The organism is Streptomyces sp. MMG1533, assembly GCF_001279775.1.
Classification (GTDB): Bacteria; Actinomycetota; Actinomycetes; order Streptomycetales; family Streptomycetaceae; genus Streptomyces.
Genome location: NZ_LGDG01000219.1, coordinates 1 through 20,637 on the forward strand (window position 1 = coordinate 1; position 20,637 = coordinate 20,637).

At 68.3% G+C, this 20,637-nt stretch carries 22 protein-coding genes and 1 pseudogene; 11 read left to right on the forward strand and 12 right to left on the reverse strand.

Going from position 1 to position 20,637, the window contains the following annotated elements; translation table 11 throughout:
• Nucleotides 1-157 precede the first annotated feature (157 nt).
• The 3 genes from ADK57_RS24280 to ADK57_RS24290 form a co-directional block, all read right to left on the reverse strand.
• Nucleotides 158-1,189: an alanine racemase gene (locus ADK57_RS24280; RefSeq protein WP_053751663.1), complete on the reverse strand. Its 1,032-nt coding sequence runs from the start codon at nt 1,187-1,189 to the stop codon at nt 158-160.
• Nucleotides 1,190-1,263: 74 nt separating this feature from the next.
• Nucleotides 1,264-2,385, reverse strand: a complete 1,122-nt coding sequence (gene femX, locus ADK57_RS24285) for a peptidoglycan bridge formation glycyltransferase FemX (protein WP_053751664.1) — start codon at nt 2,383-2,385, stop codon at nt 1,264-1,266.
• 179 nt (nt 2,386-2,564) lie between these two features.
• Nucleotides 2,565-2,879, reverse strand: coding sequence for a hypothetical protein (locus tag ADK57_RS24290; protein WP_053751665.1), 315 nt, complete (start codon nt 2,877-2,879; stop codon nt 2,565-2,567).
• Between the two features lie 265 nt (nt 2,880-3,144).
• On the opposite strand from ADK57_RS24290, the gene rpsF reads away from it, so the two are divergent.
• From rpsF to rplI, 4 genes are all read left to right on the forward strand, one after another.
• Entirely contained in the window at nt 3,145-3,435 is a 291-nt protein-coding gene (rpsF, locus tag ADK57_RS24295; RefSeq protein WP_005482942.1) for a 30S ribosomal protein S6, read from the forward strand.
• Nucleotides 3,436-3,512: 77 nt separating this feature from the next.
• Nucleotides 3,513-4,115, forward strand: coding sequence for a single-stranded DNA-binding protein (locus ADK57_RS24300; RefSeq protein WP_053751666.1), 603 nt, complete (start codon nt 3,513-3,515; stop codon nt 4,113-4,115).
• Between the two features lie 56 nt (nt 4,116-4,171).
• On the forward strand, nt 4,172-4,408 hold the full coding sequence (gene rpsR / locus ADK57_RS24305; protein WP_003949403.1) for a 30S ribosomal protein S18: 237 nt from the start codon (nt 4,172-4,174) through the stop codon (nt 4,406-4,408).
• A gap of 18 nt (nt 4,409-4,426) precedes the next feature.
• On the forward strand, nt 4,427-4,873 hold the full coding sequence (gene rplI / locus ADK57_RS24310; RefSeq protein ID WP_053751667.1) for a 50S ribosomal protein L9: 447 nt from the start codon (nt 4,427-4,429) through the stop codon (nt 4,871-4,873).
• Between the two features lie 126 nt (nt 4,874-4,999).
• On the opposite strand, the gene ADK57_RS24315 is transcribed toward rplI, so the two are convergent.
• The gene (locus tag ADK57_RS24315) at nt 5,000-6,337 is read right to left on the reverse strand and encodes an MATE family efflux transporter (RefSeq protein ID WP_053751736.1); all 1,338 of its coding nucleotides are present in this window, start codon (nt 6,335-6,337) and stop codon (nt 5,000-5,002) included.
• A gap of 460 nt (nt 6,338-6,797) precedes the next feature.
• Between ADK57_RS24315 and dnaB the strand changes: the two genes are divergently transcribed.
• Together dnaB and ADK57_RS24325 are read left to right on the forward strand one after the other, a co-directional pair.
• Nucleotides 6,798-8,276 (forward strand): replicative DNA helicase, encoded by a 1,479-nt coding sequence (gene dnaB / locus ADK57_RS24320; protein ID WP_053751668.1) that lies wholly within the window; start codon nt 6,798-6,800, stop codon nt 8,274-8,276.
• A gap of 74 nt (nt 8,277-8,350) precedes the next feature.
• A complete protein-coding gene (locus ADK57_RS24325) occupies nt 8,351-9,736 on the forward strand; it encodes a serine hydrolase domain-containing protein (protein WP_053751669.1) in 1,386 nt (461 codons plus the stop codon).
• Nucleotides 9,737-9,827: 91 nt separating this feature from the next.
• Here the strand turns inward: ADK57_RS24325 and ADK57_RS24330 are convergent, their stop codons facing one another.
• Both ADK57_RS24330 and ADK57_RS50580 read right to left on the reverse strand, forming a co-directional pair.
• Nucleotides 9,828-10,280 (reverse strand): GNAT family N-acetyltransferase, encoded by a 453-nt coding sequence (locus ADK57_RS24330; protein WP_053751670.1) that lies wholly within the window; start codon nt 10,278-10,280, stop codon nt 9,828-9,830.
• Nucleotides 10,267-10,550, reverse strand: a pseudogene (locus ADK57_RS50580) (hypothetical protein); the annotation flags it as partial. The pseudogene ADK57_RS50580 and the gene ADK57_RS24330, both read right to left, overlap by 14 nt.
• A gap of 176 nt (nt 10,551-10,726) precedes the next feature.
• Here ADK57_RS50580 and ADK57_RS24335 point away from each other — a divergent pair.
• Nucleotides 10,727-11,935, forward strand: a complete 1,209-nt coding sequence (locus tag ADK57_RS24335; protein WP_053751671.1) for an MFS transporter — start codon at nt 10,727-10,729, stop codon at nt 11,933-11,935.
• A 90-nt stretch (nt 11,936-12,025) separates the two neighbouring features.
• Here the strand turns inward: ADK57_RS24335 and ADK57_RS24340 are convergent, their stop codons facing one another.
• Nucleotides 12,026-12,892: a GNAT family N-acetyltransferase gene (locus ADK57_RS24340; RefSeq protein ID WP_053751672.1), complete on the reverse strand. Its 867-nt coding sequence runs from the start codon at nt 12,890-12,892 to the stop codon at nt 12,026-12,028.
• A gap of 194 nt (nt 12,893-13,086) precedes the next feature.
• Here ADK57_RS24340 and ADK57_RS24345 point away from each other — a divergent pair, with 194 nt between their 5' ends.
• Entirely contained in the window at nt 13,087-13,719 is a 633-nt protein-coding gene (locus ADK57_RS24345) for an HAD family hydrolase (RefSeq protein WP_053751673.1), read from the forward strand.
• A gap of 418 nt (nt 13,720-14,137) precedes the next feature.
• On the forward strand, nt 14,138-15,784 hold the full coding sequence (locus ADK57_RS24350) for a globin domain-containing protein (protein WP_199830673.1): 1,647 nt from the start codon (nt 14,138-14,140) through the stop codon (nt 15,782-15,784).
• Nucleotides 15,785-15,798: 14 nt separating this feature from the next.
• On the opposite strand, the gene ADK57_RS24355 is transcribed toward ADK57_RS24350, so the two are convergent.
• The 5 genes from ADK57_RS24355 to ADK57_RS24375 form a co-directional block, all read right to left on the reverse strand.
• Nucleotides 15,799-16,281: an NUDIX domain-containing protein gene (locus ADK57_RS24355; RefSeq protein ID WP_053751674.1), complete on the reverse strand. Its 483-nt coding sequence runs from the start codon at nt 16,279-16,281 to the stop codon at nt 15,799-15,801.
• 133 nt (nt 16,282-16,414) lie between these two features.
• On the reverse strand, nt 16,415-17,320 hold the full coding sequence (locus ADK57_RS24360) for a LysR family transcriptional regulator (protein ID WP_053751675.1): 906 nt from the start codon (nt 17,318-17,320) through the stop codon (nt 16,415-16,417).
• A 219-nt stretch (nt 17,321-17,539) separates the two neighbouring features.
• Nucleotides 17,540-18,697: a cystathionine gamma-lyase gene (locus ADK57_RS24365; RefSeq protein WP_053751676.1), complete on the reverse strand. Its 1,158-nt coding sequence runs from the start codon at nt 18,695-18,697 to the stop codon at nt 17,540-17,542.
• The gene (locus tag ADK57_RS24370) at nt 18,694-19,185 is read right to left on the reverse strand and encodes a low molecular weight protein-tyrosine-phosphatase (RefSeq protein WP_053751677.1); all 492 of its coding nucleotides are present in this window, start codon (nt 19,183-19,185) and stop codon (nt 18,694-18,696) included. Before ADK57_RS24370 ends, ADK57_RS24365 begins: the two co-directional genes overlap by 4 nt.
• Nucleotides 19,186-19,192: 7 nt before the next feature.
• On the reverse strand, nt 19,193-19,570 hold the full coding sequence (locus tag ADK57_RS24375) for a phage holin family protein (RefSeq protein WP_030665982.1): 378 nt from the start codon (nt 19,568-19,570) through the stop codon (nt 19,193-19,195).
• Nucleotides 19,571-19,627: 57 nt separating this feature from the next.
• Here ADK57_RS24375 and ADK57_RS24380 point away from each other — a divergent pair, with 57 nt between their 5' ends.
• Together ADK57_RS24380 and ADK57_RS24385 are read left to right on the forward strand one after the other, a co-directional pair.
• Complete coding sequence (locus tag ADK57_RS24380) at nt 19,628-19,945, forward strand: cupin domain-containing protein (protein ID WP_053751678.1); 318 nt, start codon at nt 19,628-19,630, stop codon at nt 19,943-19,945.
• Between the two features lie 148 nt (nt 19,946-20,093).
• Nucleotides 20,094-20,306 carry a DUF5326 family protein gene (locus ADK57_RS24385; protein ID WP_053751679.1) on the forward strand — a complete coding sequence of 71 codons (213 nt, stop codon included), beginning with the start codon at nt 20,094-20,096 and terminating at the stop codon, nt 20,304-20,306.
• Nucleotides 20,307-20,637 lie beyond the last annotated feature (331 nt).

Genomic DNA, 20,637 nt, shown 5'->3' on the forward strand with positions numbered 1-20,637 from the left:
GCAAAACGCTCGGCTGGGAAACCCCAGCCGAGCGCCTGCATAAACTGCTCGCGGCCTGATCAACACGACCACGTGTTGCAACGACCCCTAGAAAGCGCCGTTCCGTGTACGGCCTTTGGGCTGTTTCTGAGGCGCTCGGCGGGCGGCGAGCTGGTGCTCAGCGGTCGACGAGCCGGTCGAACTGCGTGGTGGTGTGGCGCAGATGGGCCACCAACTCCTCGCCGACCTTCGGCTCAGGGGCGTCCGCAGGCACGAACAGGATGGAGACCTGCATGTGCGGCGGCTCCGCGAACCAGCGCTGCTTGCCGCCCCAGACGAACGGAGAAAGGTTCCGGTTGACCGTGGCGAGGCCGGCGCGGGCGACGCCCTTGGCACGCGGCATGACGCCGTGCAGCGCCTTGGGGGCCTCCAGGCCCACCCCGTGCGACGTACCGCCCGCCACGACCACCAGGAAGCCGTCCGAGGCCGCCTTCTGCTGCCGGTAGCCGAAGCGGTCCCCCTTGGCGACGCGTGTGACGTCCAGGACCGCCCCGCGGTACTCGGTGGCCTCGTGGTCCCCCAGCCACAGCCGCGTGCCGATACGGGCGCGGAAGCGGGTCTGGGGGAACTGCTGCTGCAGCCGGGCCAGGTCCTCGGCCTTGAGGTGGCTGACGAACATCGTGTGCAGCGGCAGTCGGGCCGCGCGCAGCCGGTCCATCCAGCCGATGACCTCCTCGACCGCGTCCGAGCCGTCGGTACGGTCCAGCGGCAGGTGGATCGCGAAGCCCTCGAGACGGACGTTCTCTATGGCGGTATGCAGCTGCGGCAGGTCCTGCTCGCTGATGCCGTGCCGCTTCATCGAGGACATCACCTCGATGACCACACGGGCCCCCACGAGGCCGTACACCCCGTCGATCGACGACACCGAGCGGATGACCCGGTCGGGCAGCGGGACGGGCTCCTCGCCGCGCCGGTACGGCGTCAGCACCAGCAGGTCACCGCCGAACCAGTCCTTGATCCGGGCGGCCTCGTACGTCGTACCGACGGCGAGGACGTCCGAGCCGAGTCGCGTGGCTTCCTCCGCCAGCCGCTCGTGTCCGAAGCCGTAGCCGTTGCCCTTGCAGACCGGGACGAGCCCCGGGAACTGCTCCTGCACGTGCTTGTGGTGCGCCCGCCAGCGCGCGGTGTCGACGTAGAGGGTGAGCGCCATGGCCGGACCTGGAACCTTTCTGGTGGCTGCGGTGTATCAGAGGTATGGGAGCTGTTGAAGAGAAGAACGCGACGTCAGCGGCGCGACATGTAGATGTCGAGCGCCTTGTGGAGCAGTTTGTTCAGCGGGAAGTCCCACTCGCCGAGGTATTCGGCGGCTTGGCCGCCCGTGCCCACCTTGAACTGGATCAGGCCGAAGAGGTGGTCGGTCTCGTCCAGAGAGTCGGAGATGCCCCGCAGGTCGTAGACCGTGCCGCCGAGCGCGTAGGCATCGCGCAGCATCCGCCACTGCATCGCGTTCGAGGGCCGGACCTCACGGCCGATGTTGTCGGAGGCGCCGTAGGAGTACCAGACGTGGCCGCCGACGATCAGCATCGTCGCCGCCGACAGATTCACGCCGTCGTGCCGGGCGAAGTACAGCCGCATGCGGTTGGGGTCCTCGGTGTTGAGGGCCGTCCACATGCGTTGGAAGTACGACAGCGGGCGGGGCCGGAAGTGGTCGCGCACAGCCGTGATCTCGTACAGGCGCTGCCACTCCTCGAGGTCGTGGTAGCCGCCCTGCACGACCTCGACGCCGGCCTTCTCGGCCTTCTTGATGTTGCGGCGCCACAGCTGGTTGAAGTTCTTGTGGACCTCTTCCAGCGAGCGGTTCGCCAGCGGCACCTGGAAGACATAACGGGGCTGTACGTCACCGAAGCCGGCGCCCCCGTCCTCCCCCTGCTGCCAGCCCATGCGGCGCAGCTTGTCGGAGACTTCGAAGGCGCGAGGTTCGATGAAGTCGGCCTCGATGTCCCGCAGACGCTTCACGTCCGGGTTCTGGATGCCCTGCTTGATGGAGGCCGCTTCCCAGCGCCTGATGATCACCGGCGGGCCCATCTTCACGGAGAAGGCGCCCTGATGCTTGAGGTGCGCCAGCATCGGTTCCAGCCACTCGGTCAGATTCGGCGCGAACCAGTTGATGACCGGGCCCTCGGGCAAATAGGCGAGGTAGCGCTTGATCTTGGGAAGCTGCCGGTAGAGGACGAGGCCCGCGCCGACCAGTTCGCCGGTCCGGTCGTCGAACCAGCCGAGGCTCTCGGAGCGCCACTCCGCCTTGACGTCGGCCCAGGCCGGAACCTGCATGTGGCTCGCCGACGGCAGGCTCTGGATGTACGCCAGATGCTGCTCGCGGCTGATCGTCCTCAGGGTCAGGCTCATTCGGGGCGCTCCTCGGGCTGGTGTGTCCCCATGGGTACAGGGGCTCCGGCTCTCGCGCCGAAGCCTACTGCGCCTTGCGAGCGCCCCGACTGGGCATACGGCACCTTCGCCCCGGCCTGTGGGCCGCCGAGGCGTTCCGCCGTACTTTATGAGCGGTTCAGCGGACGATGTCCGTGGCGTCAGCCGACGACCCCGCCGAAGAGACCGCCGTGCGCCATGCCGAGGAAGAAGCCGACCCCGGACGCGCCCAGGCCCAGGATCAGCCCGAAGCGCTCACGCGTCGTCTCCGAGATCCACTGCCCGTACGCGCCGACGAGGATCCCCACCAGGCCGGTCCAGGAGCTCAGCAGATGCAGGCTGTTGAACATCGCCGTGATGAACGACGTGAGGCCCAGCACCAGGGTCACCGCTAGCAGCGTGTCCTGGAGCGGGTGGGGCTTGCCGTCCGTGGCGAAAAGGCCTCCGACGGTGTTGGGTCGCAATGCCTGTGCCATAGGGCACCTCCTGCGGAAGACGGCGCATCGTAGCGCCATACACACCCGATGGGTACAGATTGACGGCCCTGGCGACCGGATTTCAACCGGAAGCCGCCGTGCGGGTACTCTGTACCGTCTGCACCGTTGTCTGCCCACGTCACGACAAAGGACTCCCCTTCGGGACCCCCGATTGTCAGTGGCGGCCGATACCGTTGCGTACGCATCACAACCCTCCTGCCACGGAACCGCCGTGGCCGTTGAGTCCAAAGGAGGTGGGTTCTACATGCGTCACTACGAGGTGATGGTCATCCTCGACCCCGATCTGGAGGAGCGCGCTGTCGCCCCCCTGATCGAGAACTTCCTCTCCGTCGTCCGTGAGGGCAACGGAAAGGTCGAGAAGGTCGACACCTGGGGCCGTCGTCGTCTCTCGTACGAGATCAAGAAGAAGCCTGAGGGCATCTACTCGGTCATCGACCTGCAGGCCGAGCCTGCGGTCGTCAAGGAGCTCGACCGCCAGATGAACCTGAACGAGTCGGTCCTCCGGACCAAGGTCCTCCGTCCCGAGACCCACTGAGCTCTCCCGCTCAGCTGATCTCGGATTCCGAGTAGCAGCACTAGCAGCCAGCAGCAAACCCGCCGAGAGGTTCCCCCATGGCAGGCGAGACCGTCATCACGGTCGTCGGCAATCTTGTCGACGACCCCGAGCTGCGCTTCACCCCTTCCGGTGCGGCGGTCGCGAAGTTCCGTGTCGCGTCCACCCCCCGCACCTTCGACCGCCAGACGAACGAGTGGAAGGACGGCGAGAGCCTGTTCCTGACCTGCTCGGTCTGGCGTCAGGCGGCTGAGAACGTCGCCGAGTCGCTCCAGCGAGGCATGCGCGTCATCGTGCAGGGCCGGCTGAAGCAGCGGTCCTATGAGGACCGTGAGGGCGTCAAGCGCACGGTCTACGAGCTGGACGTCGAGGAAGTCGGCGCCAGCCTGCGCAGTGCCACGGCCAAGGTCACCAAGACCGCCGGCCGCGGTGGCCAGGGTGGTTACGGCGGCGGTGGCGGTGGCGGCGCCCAGGGCGGCGGCAGCTGGGGCGGTGGCTCCGGCGGCGGTCAGCAGGGCGGCGGCAGTGCTCCTGCCGACGACCCGTGGGCGACCAGCGCTCCCGCAGCTGGCAACCAGGGCGGTGGCGGCGGTGGCGGCGGCTGGGGTGGAAACTCCGGCGGCGGCTCCGGCGGCGGCTACTCGGACGAGCCCCCCTTCTAGGCCTCGGGCCGAGGGTGGGTCGTACCCAAACTTCTTGATCACACAGGAGATACACCATGGCGAAGCCGCCTGTGCGCAAGCCGAAGAAGAAGGTCTGCGCTTTCTGCAAGGACAAGGTCACGTACGTGGACTACAAGGACACGAACATGCTGCGGAAGTTCATTTCCGACCGCGGCAAGATCCGTGCCCGCCGCGTGACCGGCAACTGCACGCAGCATCAGCGTGACGTCGCCACGGCCGTGAAGAACAGCCGTGAGATGGCGCTGCTGCCCTACACCTCCACCGCGCGATAAGGGAAGGGTGACCGAAACATGAAGATCATCCTCACCCACGAGGTCTCCGGCCTCGGTGCCGCGGGCGACGTCGTCGACGTCAAGGACGGTTACGCTCGCAACTACCTGATCCCGCGGAACTTTGCGATCCGCTGGACCAAGGGCGGCGAGAAGGACGTCGAGCAGATCCGTCGTGCTCGCAAGATCCACGAGATCCAGACCATCGAGCAGGCCAACGCTGTGAAGGCCCAGCTCGAAGGTGTCAAGGTTCGCCTGGCCGTCCGCTCCGGCGACGCCGGTCGTCTCTTCGGCTCCGTCACCCCGGCCGACATCGCTTCCGCGATCAAGGCTTCCGGTGGCCCCGAGGTCGACAAGCGCCGCATCGAGCTGGGCACGCCGATCAAGACGCTGGGCGCCCACGAGACGTCCGTGCGTCTGCACCCCGAGGTGGCCGCCAAGGTCAACATCGAGGTCGTCGCGGCCTGATCGCTGCACTCGGCTCGGATGCTGAGGGAAGGGGCCGCACCCAGTCGGGTGCGGCCCCTTCCGCGTGCTCTAGACCCGGCAGAGGAGTCCATGTTTCACGTGAAACGTCGGTTTCACGTGAAACGGTCAGCGCGTCGCACCCGTCACCAGCCAGCGCCCGGAGCGGGATCGCAGCCACAACGTCAGCATTCGCACGGTCATCATCAGCGTCATGGCTGCCCAGAGTGCCGTGAGCCCGCCGCCGAGTGCGGGAACCAGGAAGGCGGCCGGGATGAACACGGCCAGGGTGACCAGCATCGCCCACGCCAGGTACGGGCCGTCGCCCGCACCCATCAGGACTCCGTCCAGGACGAAGACGACGCCGCAGATCGGCTGCGAAAGGGCGACGATCACCAGAGCGGGCAGGGCTGCATCCTTCACCACGGAGTCGCTGGTGAACAGCGGCAGGAAAACAGGGCGGCTGATCACGACCAGCACGCCGAGCACGACGCCGGCCGCGATGCCCCACTGCACCATGCGTCGGCAGACATTACGCGCGCCTTCCGGGTCGTCGGCGCCGAGATAGCGGCCGATGATGGCCTGTCCGGCGATGGCGATGGCATCGAGCGCGAAGGCGAGCAGGCTCCACAGCGACAGGATGATCTGGTGAGCCGCAATGTCGGCGTCGCCGAGGCGGGCCGCCACAGCGGTGGCGATCATCAGGATCGCCCGCAGGGAGAGCGTGCGAACCAGGAGAGGTACGCCGGCTTGTGCGGAGGCTCGGATCCCGGCGGCGTCGGGGCGCAGTGAGGCACCGTGTCGACGGGCGCCGCGGACGACCACCACGAGATAGGCGGCGGCCATGCCGCATTGAGCGATGACGGTGCCCCAGGCGGATCCCGCGATGCCGAGGTCGGCGCCGTAGACGAGGCCCACGTTGAGGGCGCCGTTGGCGACGAAGCCTCCGATGGCGACGTACAGCGGGGTCTTCGTGTCCTGCAGTCCGCGCAGGACACCGGTGGCGGCGAGCACGACGAGCATCGCCGGGATCCCCAGGGCCGAGATCCGTAGATAAGTGGTCGCATACGAGGCGGCGGTGTCGGAGGCGCCGAAGAGCTCTACGACGGTCGGCGCTGTGGGCAGGACGACGGCGATGACGAGGGCGCCGAGCAGCAGCGCCAGCCAGATGCCGTCCATGCCCTGACGGATGGCGGCTTGGAGGTCGTCCGCGCCGACGCGTCGGGCGACGGCGGCCGTGGTGGCGTAGGCGAGGAAGACGAAGATGCTGACGGCGGTCATGAGGAGGGCCGAGGCGACGCCGAGGCCGGCGAGTTGGGCGGTACCGAGATGGCCGACGATCGCGCTGTCGGCCATGACGAAGAGGGGCTCGGCGACCAGTGCGCCGAAGGCCGGGACGGCCAGCGCGACGATCTCTCGGTCGTGCCGGCGTCGGGCGGCCCTTGGGGTCGCGGGAGCCTGTGTCATGAGCACCAATCTAATCGTCCACAGGTAATAGATGTAATCCCTTAATGACCCTTACGTGCTGTCACGCAGTGCGCACTCGTGTGCGCCGGTTGATGTGATCTTGGCCCGACTGGGAAAGTTTTTCTTCTGCACAGCCGGTGGACGGGAAAAGTGCAGGTCAGATCATGTCTCGTGAAAGGAGGTGAAGCTTGTTCACAGGGCTGTCCACCGTGTCGTGCACAGGTTTTGTGGAGTTCTCCACAGCATCCGGGCGGTCGTCCACATGGCCTGTGGATAACCAGATTGGCTGACGGTGCCCGCGGGCCTACCGTGGACCGGCGCCCACTCCGTCCGTCGGCTTGGAAAGCATCACAAAACCGACGCGCCAGAACCGGAGTTGGGCGTCTCATTTGTCAGTGGCGTGCCGTAGAAATGAGGGGCACGGCGAGGTCCGCTCTGCGGACGGGAGGAGGTGGCTCGGGTGAGTATTTCCGAGCCCTTGGACGACCCCTGGGCCGACAGCGGTCCCAGTGATCGTCTGCCCGCCTCCCGCCGGCGCGGCGACGGAGCCCGGGGGCGCGACGAGCAGCACGACCGAGGCAGGGAGAACGGCGCCTGGGAGGGCGGCGGTTCGTCCTTCGAGCGTGTGCCGCCGCAGGACCTCGACGCCGAGCAGTCCGTGCTCGGCGGCATGCTCCTGTCCAAGGACGCCATCGCCGATGTCGTCGAGGTCCTCAAGGGCCACGACTTCTACAAGCCCGCGCACGAGACGATCTACCAGGCGATCCTCGACGTCTACGCCAAGGGCGAGCCGGCCGACCCCATCACGATCGCCGCCGAGCTCACCAAACGCGGCGAGATCAACAAGGTCGGCGGGGCGTCGTATCTGCACACCCTCGTCCAGACCGTGCCGACGGCGGCGAACGCCGAGTACTACGCGGAGATCGTTCACGAGCGCGCCGTCCTGCGCCGCCTGGTCGAGGCCGGCACCCGCATCACGCAGATGGGATACGCGGCCGACGACGACGTCGACGAGATCGTCAACCGGGCCCAGGCGGAGATCTACGCGGTCACCGAGCAGCGCACCAGCGAGGACTACCTGCCGCTCGGCGACATCATGGAAGGCGCGCTCGACGAGATCGAGGCGATCGGCTCGCGCAGCGGCGAGATGACCGGCGTGCCCACCGGATTCACCGACTTCGACTCGCTCACCAACGGCCTGCACCCGGGGCAGATGATTGTCATCGCAGCCCGTCCCGCCATGGGTAAGTCCACGCTCGCACTGGACTTCGCGCGGGCCGCGTCGATCAAGAACAACCTGCCGAGCGTCATCTTCTCCCTCGAAATGGGCCGCAACGAGATCGCGATGCGTCTGCTGTCCGCCGAGGCCCGCGTTGCGCTGCACCACATGAGATCCGGCACGATGACCGACGAGGACTGGACGCGCCTGGCCCGGCGCATGCCGGACGTATCGGCCGCGCCGCTCTTCATCGACGACTCCCCGAACCTGTCGATGATGGAGATCCGTGCCAAGTGCCGCCGGCTCAAGCAACGCAACGACATCAGACTTGTCGTCATCGACTATCTCCAGCTGATGCAGTCCGGCGGTTCAAAGCGCGCCGAGAACCGTCAGCAGGAGGTCTCGGACATGTCCCGAAATCTGAAGCTGCTGGCCAAGGAGCTGGAGGTCCCGGTCATCGCGCTCTCCCAGCTGAACCGTGGTCCCGAGCAGCGCACGGACAAGAAGCCCATGGTCTCCGACCTGCGTGAGTCCGGTTCCATCGAGCAGGACGCCGACATGGTCATCCTGTTGCACCGCGAGGACGCCTACGAGAAGGAGTCCCCGCGCGCGGGCGAGGCCGACCTGATTGTGGCCAAGCACCGTAACGGCCCGACGGCGACGATCACGGTCGCCTTCCAGGGCCACTACTCGCGGTTCGTGGACATGGCGCAGACCTGATCAGTCCCCCCACGGGGCTCCCACGGGGCCAAATGAGCTCGACGCCCGAGTACCCCGCGGGATGGACTGGGGTCATGACGACACCTCAGGAAGAGTTGCTCCCCGGCACGCGCCGGGCGCTGTTGCACCGGATTGCCGTGGCCCAGGCTGAAGGGCGTGCGCCGTCGCTGGTCGCGGCGGTGGTACGGGGCGGGCAGGCAGTGTGGCACGGCTCGCGGACCTCGGTGGATGGGCACGGCCCGGACGAGAACGTGCAGTACCGGATCGGGTCGATCACCAAGACCTTCACCGCCGTTCTCGTGTTGCGGCTGCGCGACGAGGGTGTGCTCGACCTTGGGGACCCCCTGGAGAAGTACGTGCCGGGGACCGGTGCGGGGGAGGCCACGATCGCCGAGCTGCTCGCGCACACGAGCGGACTGGCGGCCGAGTCACCCTCGCCGTGGTGGGAGCGCACTCCGGGGTCCCTGCGTCCTGAACTCGCCGACGTGCTGGGGGAGCAGCCCTTCCGGCATCCGGCCGGCCGCCGCTTCCACTACTCAAACCCCGGCTACACCCTCCTGGGCGCACTCGTCGAGAAACTGCGCGGGGCCCCGTGGGAGCAGGTACTGCGGAACGAAGTGCTTGAACCTCTGGGCCTGGACCGTACGGGCACGCGGCCACAGGCGCCGCACGCCGGCGGCTGGGCGGTGCACCCGTGGGCCGACGTGATGCTGCCGGAACCGACCGAGAACCTCGGACTGATGGCCCCGGCCGGACAACTCTGGTCCACCACGGGGGACTTGGCGCGATTCGCCGCCTTCCTGGCGAAGGGGGATGCCAGGGTGCTGAGCGTCGACTCCCTGCGGGAGATGCGGACGCCCGCGGCACCGGCGGAGGCCGCGGATGTTGCGGACGCCGCCACGTACGGTCTGGGGCTGCAGATCCAGCACCGGGACGGGCGGCTGCTCGTGGGACATTCGGGGTCACTGCCGGGCTTCCTGGCCAACCTCACCATCAGCGTGGCGGACGACGTCGCGGCGGTGGTGCTGGCCAACTGCACCTCCGGCCCGCTGCTGTCGGCCGTGGGCGCCGATCTCGTACGGATCGTCGCCGAATCCGAGCCGCACTTCCCCGATCCGTGGCGACCCCTGACAGAAGTCGACGCCACCGTGCTCGAGTTGGCGGGCCAGTGGTACTGGGGGACACATGCCTTCGCCCTGCGGTTGACGGCCGACGGGCTGGTCTCACTGGAGCCCCTCTCCGGCAACGGCCGCCGTTCGCGGTTCCGGGCGAATGGCGACGGAACCTGGACGGGCCTGGAGGGCTACTACGCCGGGGAGCTCCTGAAGGCCGTATGGCGCCCGGACGGTTCCGTGAGCCATCTCGACCTCGGGTCGTTCGTCTTCACGCGTCAGCCGTACGACGAGGGGGCTGCCCTGCCAGGCGGGGTGGATCCCGAGGGCTGGCGAGGTATCGGCTAGACGCGCTCGCGGTGATGCGGCTTGTTTCACGTGAAACAAGCCGCATCGTCATGTCTCGGCGGGAGTGTTGTGCCGCCTTTGGAGCGGCATGTCACAGCTGCAGCTTGAATCCCACGTGAGAGGCAGTGAAGCCGAGCCGTTCGTAGAAGCGGTGGGCGTCCGTGCGGGTGTTGTCCGAGGTCAGCTGGAGCAACTGGCAGCCCTGGCGACGGGATTCCTCGATCGCCCACTCGATGAGCCGCGTCCCCAGGCCGCTGCCGCGCTCGTCCGCATGGATGCGCACGCCTTCGACGATCGACCTGGTGGAACCGCGCCGGGACAGCCCGGGAATGATCGTGAGCTGGAGCGTACCGACGACTCGGCTCTCACGGACGGCCACCACCAGATGCTGGTTGGGGTCGCTCGTGAGGCGCTCCAGTGCCGCCAGGTAGGGCGTCAAGTCGTCCGGTGACTCACGCTGGGCGCCCAGGGGGTCGTCGGCGAGCATGGCGACGATCGAGGGAATGTCGTCCACCGTCGCGGGCTGTATCTCAAGATCCTCCATGGCTGCACCCTATGCAGGAGCGTCCCTGTGCGGGCGGGCGGAGGGTCTCGACGGTTCGTGCGGCCGGGGCGGTCCGGGGTTCTGGGAGGCGGCGTCGAGGGCTTCGCGCAGGGCGGTCTCCTCGGTGGGGCGGGCCTCTGCCGGTGGCCTGAGGTTCGACTCGGTGATGTCGGTGTAGATGCCCCGACGGTCGGCGGGAACTCCGGCGGTCGGTGGGGACTCGGTCACGCTCAGATCGTGTGCCGCCTGCAGGGCCCGCTCGATGTGGGAGGGCGATGAGCGCGGGGTCCGTGGCGGTCATGCGGTCTGCTCCTCCGTTTCAGGAGCGGCTGTACACCAAGACGTAGCGATCACGAAATAGCGCGCGTTTGCATGTATCCAGCGTGCGCAATTAATGTGGTCGTGCTTAACGCGCTCCTGCAATCGTCTGGGAAGGTGTCATCCCCATGCCGCTCGCGCTTCTCGCCCTCGCGATCGGGGCCTTCGGAATCGGAACGACCGAGTTCGTGATCATGGGCTTGCTGCCCGAGGTCGCGGGAGACTTCGGGGTCTCCATCCCCACTGCCGGCTTCCTGGTGACCGGCTATGCGCTCGGTGTCATGTTCGGTGCCCCGCTGATGACCGTGCTCGGTACCAAGATCTCGCGCAAGCGGATGCTGATGCTGCTGATGGGGCTGTTCATCGTCGGCAATCTGCTGTCCGCCCTCGCACCCGCCTTCGCCGTCATGCTGGTCGGCCGTGTGATCGCCTCACTCGCTCATGGGGCCTTCTTCGGTATCGGCTCGGTCGTCGCGGCCGACTTGGTCGCCCCCGACAAGAAGGCCGGAGCCATCGTGATGATGTTCACCGGCCTGACCGTCGCCAACGTGGTCGGCGTCCCCCTGGGCACGCTCGTCGGGCAGACCGTCGGCTGGCGCGTCACCTTCGGGATCGTCGCCGTCCTGGGCGTGATCGGCCTCCTCGGCATCGCCAAGCTCGTCCCCGAGATGCCCAGGGTGGAAGGCGTGAGCCTGCGCCACGAACTGGCCGCTTTCAAGAACGCGCAGGTTCTGCTCGCGATGGCGATGACCGTCCTGGGCTTCGGCGGCGTCTTCGCGGCCATCACCTACATCGCGCCGATGATGACCCAGGTCGCCGGCTTCGCCGACGGCTCCGTCACCTGGTTGCTCGTCCTCTTCGGCGTCGGCATGGTCTTCGGCAACCTCGTCGGCGGCACGTACGCCGACCGCGCCTTGATGCCCATGCTCTACGTCTCTTTGGGCGCCCTGGCCGTCGTGCTTGCCCTCTTCACGCTCACTGCCCACCACAAGGCCCTGGCCGCCGTCACGATCGTGCTGATCGGCGCCTTGGGCTTCGCCACCGTCCCGCCGCTGCAGAAGCGCGTCCTGGACCAGGCGCACGGCGCCCCGACACTGGCCTCGGCCGTGAACATCGGCGCCTTCAACCTCGGCAACGCGCTCTCCGCCTGGCTCGGCGGACTCGTCATCTCAGCCGGCCTCGGCTACACCGCCCCCAACTGGGTCGGTGCCGCCCTCGCCGCGGCCGCCCTGCTTCTCGCCGTCCTGTCGTCCGCTATGGAGCGCCGCGGCAGCGGGCCCAGCACGGAGGTCGCTGAAGCCGTGACGGCCAATCAGCGGGCTGCCGTTCACCAGTGAGCCGTACGGCTGCCCGCCATCACGAGCTGTGCACGGCGACGCCGGTTCCTGGATCCCCCGGGAGCCGGCGTCGCCGTGTCACCACGTGGCTCAAGCCGCCGCCACCGTCAGCGGCGCGAAGCGCCGGCTCCAGTCTCCGGGGAGTTCCGCCACGCCGTACGTCATGACGGTGTTCAAGGCGAGGGACGCCAGACCGTGCGCCTTCGCCCACGCCAGCAACTCCTCGTGCCGTACGTCGATGTCGGTGCGCAGCGGACGCTCGGTGTGAGCGGCGAGGGCGGCGATCAGGGCCTTCGCTGTTCGTGTGTCGCGGGCGATCAGCGGGCCGACGACGTGGGTGTCCATGTTGGGCCAGGCTGCCGCGTAACCGACGATCCGGCCGTTCTCCTCGGCGACGCGCAACTGGTCGGCGAAGGCGGGCAGCCGGGTGACGATGTGCGTGCGATCGGCGCCGAACACCTCCTCGTCGAGCCGGAGGATGCCTGTGAGGTCCTCGGCAGTGGCCGCACGCGTGGCGACCTCGGGTGGCGGCCCGTCCCCTGTGAAGTGTCCGCGCAGCATCTCGGCCCGGCCGGTGGCCTTGAAGCCGAGTTCCTCGTAGAGCGGGCGACCGTACGGCGTCGCGTGCAAGGTCAGCGGTGTGGTGCCCATCGCTGAGACGACGTGGCGCATCAGCCGGCGTCCGACGCCCTGCCGGGCATGCCGCTCGGCGACCAGCACCATGCCGATGGCTCCGAGATCGGGTTGGTCCTGCGGTCCGTACTCGGTGACCACACAGGCGCTGACAAGTCCGCCGTCGGGATCGTCGATGCCGTAACCCTTGCCGGCCGTGAGGAGGAAGCCCCACTTGTGCTCCTCGCGTGGCCACCCCCGGTCCTCGGACAAGTCGGCGCAGGCGGTGAGGTCGCGACGCGTCAGACGGCGGATGGGCAGAGCGGTGGGAGAAGGAGTCGGCACGCAGGTCAGGCTGTCTGACGGGGGCCCTCGACGTCCACCTGTTTCCCGGGAGACGGACGAGCTTTTGGCCATGTCGTAGCCAATTGGACAGCCTGAGAACAGACGCTGGGTGTTTCACGTGAAACACCCAGCGAACGGCGACGGTCCGACGGCCGCCCCAGAAGCCGGACAACCACCCCGCTAGCCTCGGCGGTATGGCCAGACTTCATCTCTTCGACCTCGACGGCACGTTGTTGCACGGAAGCTCCGCACCCGTGGAGATTTCCCGCCAGCTCGGACTGGAAGCCGAGACAGCGGCGCTCGACCAGGCGATTGGCGCGGGGCTGATAGGGCCGCCCGAGTACGCGGCGGAGGTGCGCACACTCTGGTCGGAACTCACCGAGGCTCATGTAGTGGCGGCCTTCGAAGGTGCCCCATGGCTGGCGCGTATCCGCGAGGTCTGGGCGGCGATCAGGAACGACGGCGACTACTGCGCCGTCGTGTCGCTCTCACCCTCCTTCTTCGTGGAGAGGCTCATCGGCTGGGGCGCACATGCGGCGTACGGGTCCCGCTTTCCCGCGCTGCCTTTCACCGAGCCCGTCGACCCTGCAGGGGTGCTCAGCGCCGCGGCCAAGGTCCGGATCGCCGACCGGCTGTGTGAGGAGTTCGGCGTGGCGCGGGCCGACTGCATCGCCTATGGGGACTCGCTGTCGGACAAGGATCTGTTCGGGGCGGTGCCGATCTCCGTCGCGGTCAATGCGGACGGTCATCTGGCCGATATCTCGACCCACTCCTACATGGGCCGTGATCTGTGGGAAGCCTATGAATTGGTGCGCCACGCCCGGTAATTGAGGGAATTGATGGTTCGCCCCTCGTCGCATTCGTGGAGGAGGAGGGGGGACTTGTGTGCGGAGCGGTGGCCGGTATGGTCGACTCCGGTTCGTGTCCGGGTGAGGAGGCCCTCTTGTACGCCCTGATCGGGCCGAGAGCAAGGCAATGCATCCTAACGGGACGGAGAGATCGAAGACCCGTATTTCCGGTAATGAGACCGGGCGTCCACGCCGGGTGAGACGCTGCGGCGAGAGTACTGCGGCCAATGTCACACTCTCGCCTTACTTGTCCGTACGGAGCAGGAACACGGGTTGAATGTGGCCGCAGTGGTTGCGGCGCCGGACAAGAGAGCAAGCCGTCTGCGGGGGAAAGCAGGCACCTTCCGACCAAGGAAGTGCGCAGACCGACCGAAAGATGTTCGAGGCGAGGCACACCATGGACGCTCCGACCACCACGTCGGCCGACAACGGCACTTCCGGCGGCGGGAGCGGCTGGTTCGCGCCGCGCAAGCAGCCGTCGACGACTCCTGGCAGCGAAAGGGAGACCGCCGACGGCAGCCGCCTGGCGGCGATGCGCCCGGTGGGCAGGAACGCGACAGGCGCCGACACAGACCCGCCGACGCCGGCCATCGCACCGCCCGTAACGGCGCCCGGGAACGCACACCCGCCCGCCGAGGCGCCCGGGGACGCGTACCCGCCCGCCGAGGCCATCGACGACACGCCGCCCACAGAGGCGACTGCCGGCGCACCGTCCGCCACCCCGGCCGATGTCGCTGCGTTCACCGGGACCGGCGAGCCCAGCGCGGTACAGACCCCCGAGATGTCGCCCTTCATCCCGGCCCCCGCCCCGACTTCGCCCGTCCGGTCCCCGCTCGTCCAGACCCCCCTCCTCAACCAAGCCGCGCCCGCCGAAGCCCCGCCGGCCGAACAGCGCGTTCCCGTCCAGCGCTCAGTCCCGCAGCAGGACGCCTCCCCGGACGCCGTCCTCATCCGCCGGACCATGGCCGAGGTCAGCCCCGTGGCCGACAAGGTCACCTCGTACTTCTATGCGCTGCTCTTCGTACGCCACCCCGATCTCCGGTCGCTGTTCCCGGCCGCGATGGACACCCAACGGGACCGGCTGCTCAAGGCGCTGCTCACCGCGGCCGAGCACATCGACAACACCGAGGTCCTCGTCGAGTACCTGCAGAACCTCGGCCGCGGCCACCGCAAATACGGCACCCGGGCCGAGCACTACCCGGCCGTCGGCGAGTGCCTCATCGGCGCCCTGAGCAAGTTCGCCTCCGCCATCTGGAACCCGGAGCTGGAGGGGGCCTGGGTCCGGACGTACACGACGATCTCGCAGGTCATGATCGACGCGGCGGCGGCGGACGAACTGCGGGCCCCCGCCTGGTGGTACGCGGAAGTTGTGGCACACGACCTCAGAACACCGGACGTCGCGGTCGTCACCGTCCGCCCCGACCAGCCTTATCCCTTCCTTGCAGGCCAGTACACGAGCGTGGAAACGCCCTGGTGGCCGAGGATCTGGCGGCACTACTCCTTCGCTTCGGCGCCCCGCTCCGACGGCCTGCTGTCGTTCCACGTGAAGGCCGTCCCCGCGGGCTGGGTCTCCAACGCCCTGGTGCACCGCGCGCGGCCCGGCGACATCATCCGGCTCGGCCCGCCCGCCGGTTCGATGACCGTCGACCACACGACCGACAGCGGGCTGCTGTGCCTGGGCGGCGGCACCGGCATAGCGCCCATCAAGGCACTGGTCGAGGATGTCGCCGAGCACGGGCAGCGGCGCCCGGTAGAGGTGTTCTACGGTGCCCGCACCGACCACGACCTCTACGACATCGACACGATGCTCAGGCTCCAGCAGTCCCACCCGTGGCTCTCGGTCCGGGCGGTCATCGACCAGCAGGCGCATCTCCAGCTCCCGGACGCCATACGCGAGTACGGGCCGTGGAACGAGTTCGACGCCTATCTCTCCGGTCCGCCCGGAATGATCCGCAGTGGTGTGGACGCGCTCAGAGACATCGGCATTCCGTCGGAACGCATACGCCACGACTCGTTGGAGGAGCTGGTCGTTGCCGCTCAGTGACCCGGTGTCGGATGTCAGCCGAGGTCCGGAGCGTGCATGGCCCGTACGCCCTCGATGTTGCCGTCCAGGTAGTGCCGCAGCGACAGCGGTACGAGGTGGACCGAGGCGATCCCGACGCGGGTGAACGGCACCCGCACGATCTCGTACTCGCCGATGGGCTCGTCCACCTCGGGGCCGTGCCGCAGGGACGGGTTCATGGACTCCAGGTGGCAGACGAAGAAGTGCTGCACTTTCACACCGGTCGTGGCGGCGTCCTCGCCGATGTGCTCGACGGTGTCGACGAAGCAGGGCACCACATCGGTGATCTTGGCGCCGAGCTCCTCGTACACCTCACGGTGCAGGGCGTCGACGACGGTCGTGTCGTCCGGCTCGACCCCGCCGCCGGGGGTGAGCCAGTAGGGATCCATGCCGGGCTTGGTGCGTTTGATCAGAATCAGGTCGTCACCGTCCAGCAGAACGGCACGGGCGGTGCGCTTGACCACAGGTCGGACGGTCATGGGAGAAATGTGGCCCCGCTGGTTCCACGTGAAACATCGCGAAACGTCACCGCATGAGCTCACCGTGTGAGCAGCTCGGAACGAGGCGGCGGCCAGCGCTGAAGCGCGGCTGTGACCAGCTGAAATGCGAGGCTCAGCACCAGTTGCCTGCCGCCCGCAGCAGCCAGTCGTGAGCCCGCGCGATGTGCGGCATCGCCAGCGTGCCGGTGCGGACCACCAGGAAGTACGTTCGCAGGGGTGGCACCGCCGGTTCGTGCAGAGCGACGACCTCACCGTGTGCCATGGCGGATGCGCACAGATAGCGAGGCAGCACCGCGAGTCCGGCGCCTGCCACCACGCAGGCGAGGACCGCGCGCAGGTCGGGAACGATCACGGTGCCCGGGGCCGCCGGAAGCGAGTCGAAGACCGAAGCCCAGTAGCGGGAGACGAAAGGCAGCGACTCGTGCACCTCGACCACGGGGACGTTCTCCAGGACCCGCGCCCCCTTGCGGCGTGGTTTCCCGGAGCCGAGCTGTTCGGCCCAGCGCGGGGCGGCGACCAGGACGTGCTCCTCGTCGCAGAGCGCAGTCGCCGTGAGCAGGGAACCGCGCGGACGGGCCGTACAAATGGCCAGATCGTGATGCCCGGCGGCCAGTCCTTCCAGGACTTCCTCGGCGTTGCCGAAGGAGGCGCGCAGGGCGAAGCCCTGGCCGTCCTCTCCGGTCAGCTCGGTGAGCGCGGGCAGCGCCCGCTCGGCGGTGAACTCGGGAGGGCCGGCGAGGTGCAGGGTCCGTAAGGAGGACTCGTCGTCGAGCCCGGCCTCGGTGATCTCCACGAGGGCGTCGAGATGCGGCGCCGCCTTGTGGGCGAGCTCGTCGCCGATGGTCGTAGGTGTCACTCCCCGGGCCTGGCGCAGGAACAGGGGGCGCCCCAGCTGCCGTTCCAGGGTGCGGATCTGTGAGGTGACGGCCGGCTGTGACAGGCCGAGCAGCGCGGCCGCGCGGGTGAAGGAACCGGCCCGGTGCACCGTCACAAAGGTGCGCAGCAAGGCCAGATCCATGGCGACGCCCTCCTCTTCCCTGCCCTTCTCCCGGCCCCGAGGCAGGGCCTAACTATAAATATGTCGATAGGTCTCTGTCGCTACTGTGATTGGACACTGACACAGAGTCAACTAGCCTTGTTCGCGCGGTTCTTCGCGCGCAGAACCGGGGCGGTCCGAGCCACGAGGGGGGAGGCTCGGACCGCCCGTTGCACGCAGCGGGGACCGCCCGCGAAGGTGTCACCCGGCCGATTCGTCCAGCGCTCGCAGCACATCCGCCACCAGGTCCTCGGGATCCTCGGCACCCACCGAGAAACGAATGAAACCATCCGGCACGGCGTCTCCGCCCCAGCGCCCGCGGCGTTCGGCCGTCGAGCGCACCCCGCCGAAGCTGGTCGCGTCGTCGACAAGCCGCAGTGCGTCGAGAAAACGGTCGGCACGCGCGCGCGTGGGCAGCGTGAAGGAGACCACGCAGCCGTAGCGCCGCATCTGTTGCGAGGCGACCTTGTGTGAGGGGTCGTCGGGCAGCCCGGGATAGCGCAGCCCGCTCACGTCGGGGTGCTCCCGCAGTGCCTTCGCGAGGACCAGGGCGCTCGCGTTCTGCCGATCGACCCGTAGCTGGAGCGTGGCGATCGAACGGTGGGCGAGCCAGGCCTCCATGGGCCCCGAGATCGCCCCGACGATCTTCCGCCAGCGCCGTACGGCGGCCATGGCCTCGGTGTCGCGGCCGGTGACGTATCCCAGCAGGATGTCCCCGTGCCCGGTGAGCTGCTTGGTGCCGCTGGCCACGGAGAAGTCGGCGCCGAGTTCCAGCGGGCGCTGCCCGAGCGGTGTCGCGAGCGTGTTGTCGACGGCGACCAGGGCGCCACGCGCGCGTGCCGCCTCGGCGAGCCGCCGGATGTCGCACACGTCGAGCCCGGGATTCGAAGGTGTCTCGATCCACAGCAGCTTCGCCCCGTCGAGGACGTCGAGCTGCGCATCACCGCCGGTCGGCGCGGTGCGCACCTCGATGCCGTACGCCTCCAGCTGCGCGCGCACCAGCGGCAGCACCTGGTAGCCGTCGACGGGCAGGACCACGGCGTCCCCGGCCCGCAGTTGCGAGAAGAGCACCGAGGAGATGGCGGCCATGCCCGAGGCGAACACGAGTGTCTCGACGTCGTCCAGCCCCGGTGCCTCCAGCTCGCCGATGGCACGCTCCAGCAGGGTCCAGGTCGGGTTGTCGTCGCGGCCGTAGCTGTACGGACCCGTCACCTCGCCCGGGAGATGGAAGTGGGCGGCGAACGCCGGACCGGGCAGGGTCGGCTCGTTCTTGGCCGGCTCGGGCAGCCCGGCCCGCACCGCGCGCGTGCCGTCACCGCTGTCCACGGGGGACCCGTGCCCGCCGCCCGTAGCGCTCATGCCGCCCGCCCCTCCATGTCCTCGCGTACCGCGGCGAGCAGGCCCTCGCTCGCCGTCTCCACCATCTCAAGGCACTCCTCGAAACCGTCCATATCTCCGTAGTACGGGTCCGGCACGTCGAGGTCATGGCCCGCGGAGGGGTCGTAGGAACGCAGCAGCCGCACCTTCTCCGCGTCCTGGGCGGTGGGGGCGAGGCGGCGCAGGGCCTTGAGGTGGCCGGCGTCGAGGGCGATGACGAGGTCGAGGTCCGCGAACCACGACGGCTGGAACCGGCGGGCCGTGTGGGTACTGTCGTAGCCGCCGTTCTCGAGGACGGTGACGGTGCGCGGGTCGGCGCCGTCGCCCTCGTGCCAGCCGCCCGTGCCGGCGCTGTCGACCTCCACCAGGCCGTCGAGCCCGGCCTCCTGAATGCGGGCCCGGAAGACGGACTCGGCCATCGGGGAGCGGCAGATGTTGCCGGTGCAGACGAAGCAGACGTGGTAGGTCATGGCGTGCTCAGTCCTCGTCGGGCAGGACAACGTGGAGCGCCCACGAGACGATAGAGATGATCAGGCCGCCGAGGACGGCGGTCCAGAAGCCCTCCACGTGGAAACTCAGGTCGAGCTTGTCGGCCAGCCATGAGGTGAGCAGCAGCATCAGGGCGTTGACCACCAGGGTTATCAGGCCGAGGGTCAGGATGAACAGAGGGAAGGTGAGGACCTTCACGATGGGCTTGACCAGGAAGTTCACCAACCCGAAGACCAGGGCGACGAGGATCAGCGTCCAGACCTTCTTGCCCGTGCTGTCACCGGTCAGGGTGATCTTGTCCAGCAGCCATACGGCGACCGCCAGGGCGCCCGCGTTGGCGATCGTCTTGACTACGAAATTCTTCATGTGTCTGATCGTGGCAGACGAGATCGGTTACGACACGGGCGAGGGCGGAAGAAGTCGATGAAGGCATTCCGGTTGGACGAACTGGAGGCGGAGCGCGCCGCCAACGACGGCGCCTACCTGCAGTTCCTGCGGGAGCGGAACATGTCGGTCGGCCTGTACGCACTCGACGCGGGCGAGCACGACCCGCAGCAACCACACAACCAGGACGAGGTCTACTTCGTCGTGAGCGGCCGCGCCGCGATCACCGTCGGCATGGAGACCACCCAGGTGGCGCGCGGCAGCGTGGTCTACGTACCGGCCGGCGTCGCACACAAGTTCCACCACATCAGCGAGGACCTGAGGGTGATGGTGGTGTTCTCTCCGCCCGAGAGCTGACCTGAGACCTCGGGGTTCCCTAGGGGATCAGTCAGGGGCGGACAAGGGATGCGAGGCCCCCGCCGGGGCCCCTCCCGGCCCTAGCATCGAGTGCAGGACATCAGAAGATCCGGCACCGGAAGTGCCGGGCACCAGAGAGGCGAGGGCGATGCGAGAGATCTTCACGGGACTGCCGTGGTGGGTGAAGTGGGTTGCGGTGCCGGTCATCGCCCTGGTCGTGTTCGGCGGGCTGATCGCCAGCGTCGTGGGCTTCGTCATCGGCCTGCTCTTCAAGCTGCTGGTCTTCGTGGCACTGGTCGGCGGACTGATTTACGTCGTACGGAAGTTCACGGCGAGTTCTTCGTCACGTAGCGACTGGTGAGCGATCAACTCGGGGCAACCGGCGATCGGTAACAGGAATCACCGGTTCCCTCGGGCGAGGGAAGTTTCGCGGGCAGACCGTCTGCAGGCGGTGGCAGACGGTTAGAGTCCGGAACTCGACGCGGGGGCGACCCCGCGAGCGGCGTACACCCCCTCCCGTGTTCCTCCGCACGGGCTGCCCCCTCGCGCTCCGGAGTGACCCATGGCCACGGTTGACACCGCACTTGTCCCATCCCAAGTACCCACCGCACCCGCTCAACCCCACGCACCCGCCGCGACCGGCAGAGCCGCCCTCCCGCCTTCGGGATCCGCCCTCCCGCCTCCGGGAGCCG

Excerpts from the sequence above, each read along its gene's own strand:
- ADK57_RS24280 (WP_053751663.1), bottom strand. The coding sequence starts at position 1,189 with ATGGCGCTCACCCTCTACGTCGACACCGCGCGCTGGCGGGCGCACCAC.
- femX (WP_053751664.1), bottom strand. The coding sequence starts at position 2,385 with ATGAGCCTGACCCTGAGGACGATCAGCCGCGAGCAGCATCTGGCGTAC.
- ADK57_RS24290 (WP_053751665.1), bottom strand. The coding sequence starts at position 2,879 with ATGGCACAGGCATTGCGACCCAACACCGTCGGAGGCCTTTTCGCCACG.
- rpsF (WP_005482942.1), top strand. The coding sequence starts at position 3,145 with ATGCGTCACTACGAGGTGATGGTCATCCTCGACCCCGATCTGGAGGAG.
- ADK57_RS24300 (WP_053751666.1), top strand. The coding sequence starts at position 3,513 with ATGGCAGGCGAGACCGTCATCACGGTCGTCGGCAATCTTGTCGACGAC.
- rpsR (WP_003949403.1), top strand. The coding sequence starts at position 4,172 with ATGGCGAAGCCGCCTGTGCGCAAGCCGAAGAAGAAGGTCTGCGCTTTC.
- rplI (WP_053751667.1), top strand. The coding sequence starts at position 4,427 with ATGAAGATCATCCTCACCCACGAGGTCTCCGGCCTCGGTGCCGCGGGC.
- ADK57_RS24315 (WP_053751736.1), bottom strand. The coding sequence starts at position 6,337 with ATGACACAGGCTCCCGCGACCCCAAGGGCCGCCCGACGCCGGCACGAC.
- ADK57_RS24325 (WP_053751669.1), top strand. The coding sequence starts at position 8,351 with ATGACGACACCTCAGGAAGAGTTGCTCCCCGGCACGCGCCGGGCGCTG.
- ADK57_RS24330 (WP_053751670.1), bottom strand. The coding sequence starts at position 10,280 with ATGGAGGATCTTGAGATACAGCCCGCGACGGTGGACGACATTCCCTCG.
- ADK57_RS24335 (WP_053751671.1), top strand. The coding sequence starts at position 10,727 with ATGCCGCTCGCGCTTCTCGCCCTCGCGATCGGGGCCTTCGGAATCGGA.
- ADK57_RS24345 (WP_053751673.1), top strand. The coding sequence starts at position 13,087 with ATGGCCAGACTTCATCTCTTCGACCTCGACGGCACGTTGTTGCACGGA.
- ADK57_RS24350 (WP_199830673.1), top strand. The coding sequence starts at position 14,138 with ATGGACGCTCCGACCACCACGTCGGCCGACAACGGCACTTCCGGCGGC.
- ADK57_RS24355 (WP_053751674.1), bottom strand. The coding sequence starts at position 16,281 with ATGACCGTCCGACCTGTGGTCAAGCGCACCGCCCGTGCCGTTCTGCTG.
- ADK57_RS24360 (WP_053751675.1), bottom strand. The coding sequence starts at position 17,320 with ATGGATCTGGCCTTGCTGCGCACCTTTGTGACGGTGCACCGGGCCGGT.
- ADK57_RS24365 (WP_053751676.1), bottom strand. The coding sequence starts at position 18,697 with ATGAGCGCTACGGGCGGCGGGCACGGGTCCCCCGTGGACAGCGGTGAC.
- ADK57_RS24370 (WP_053751677.1), bottom strand. The coding sequence starts at position 19,185 with ATGACCTACCACGTCTGCTTCGTCTGCACCGGCAACATCTGCCGCTCC.
- ADK57_RS24375 (WP_030665982.1), bottom strand. The coding sequence starts at position 19,570 with ATGAAGAATTTCGTAGTCAAGACGATCGCCAACGCGGGCGCCCTGGCG.
- ADK57_RS24380 (WP_053751678.1), top strand. The coding sequence starts at position 19,628 with ATGAAGGCATTCCGGTTGGACGAACTGGAGGCGGAGCGCGCCGCCAAC.
- ADK57_RS24385 (WP_053751679.1), top strand. The coding sequence starts at position 20,094 with ATGCGAGAGATCTTCACGGGACTGCCGTGGTGGGTGAAGTGGGTTGCG.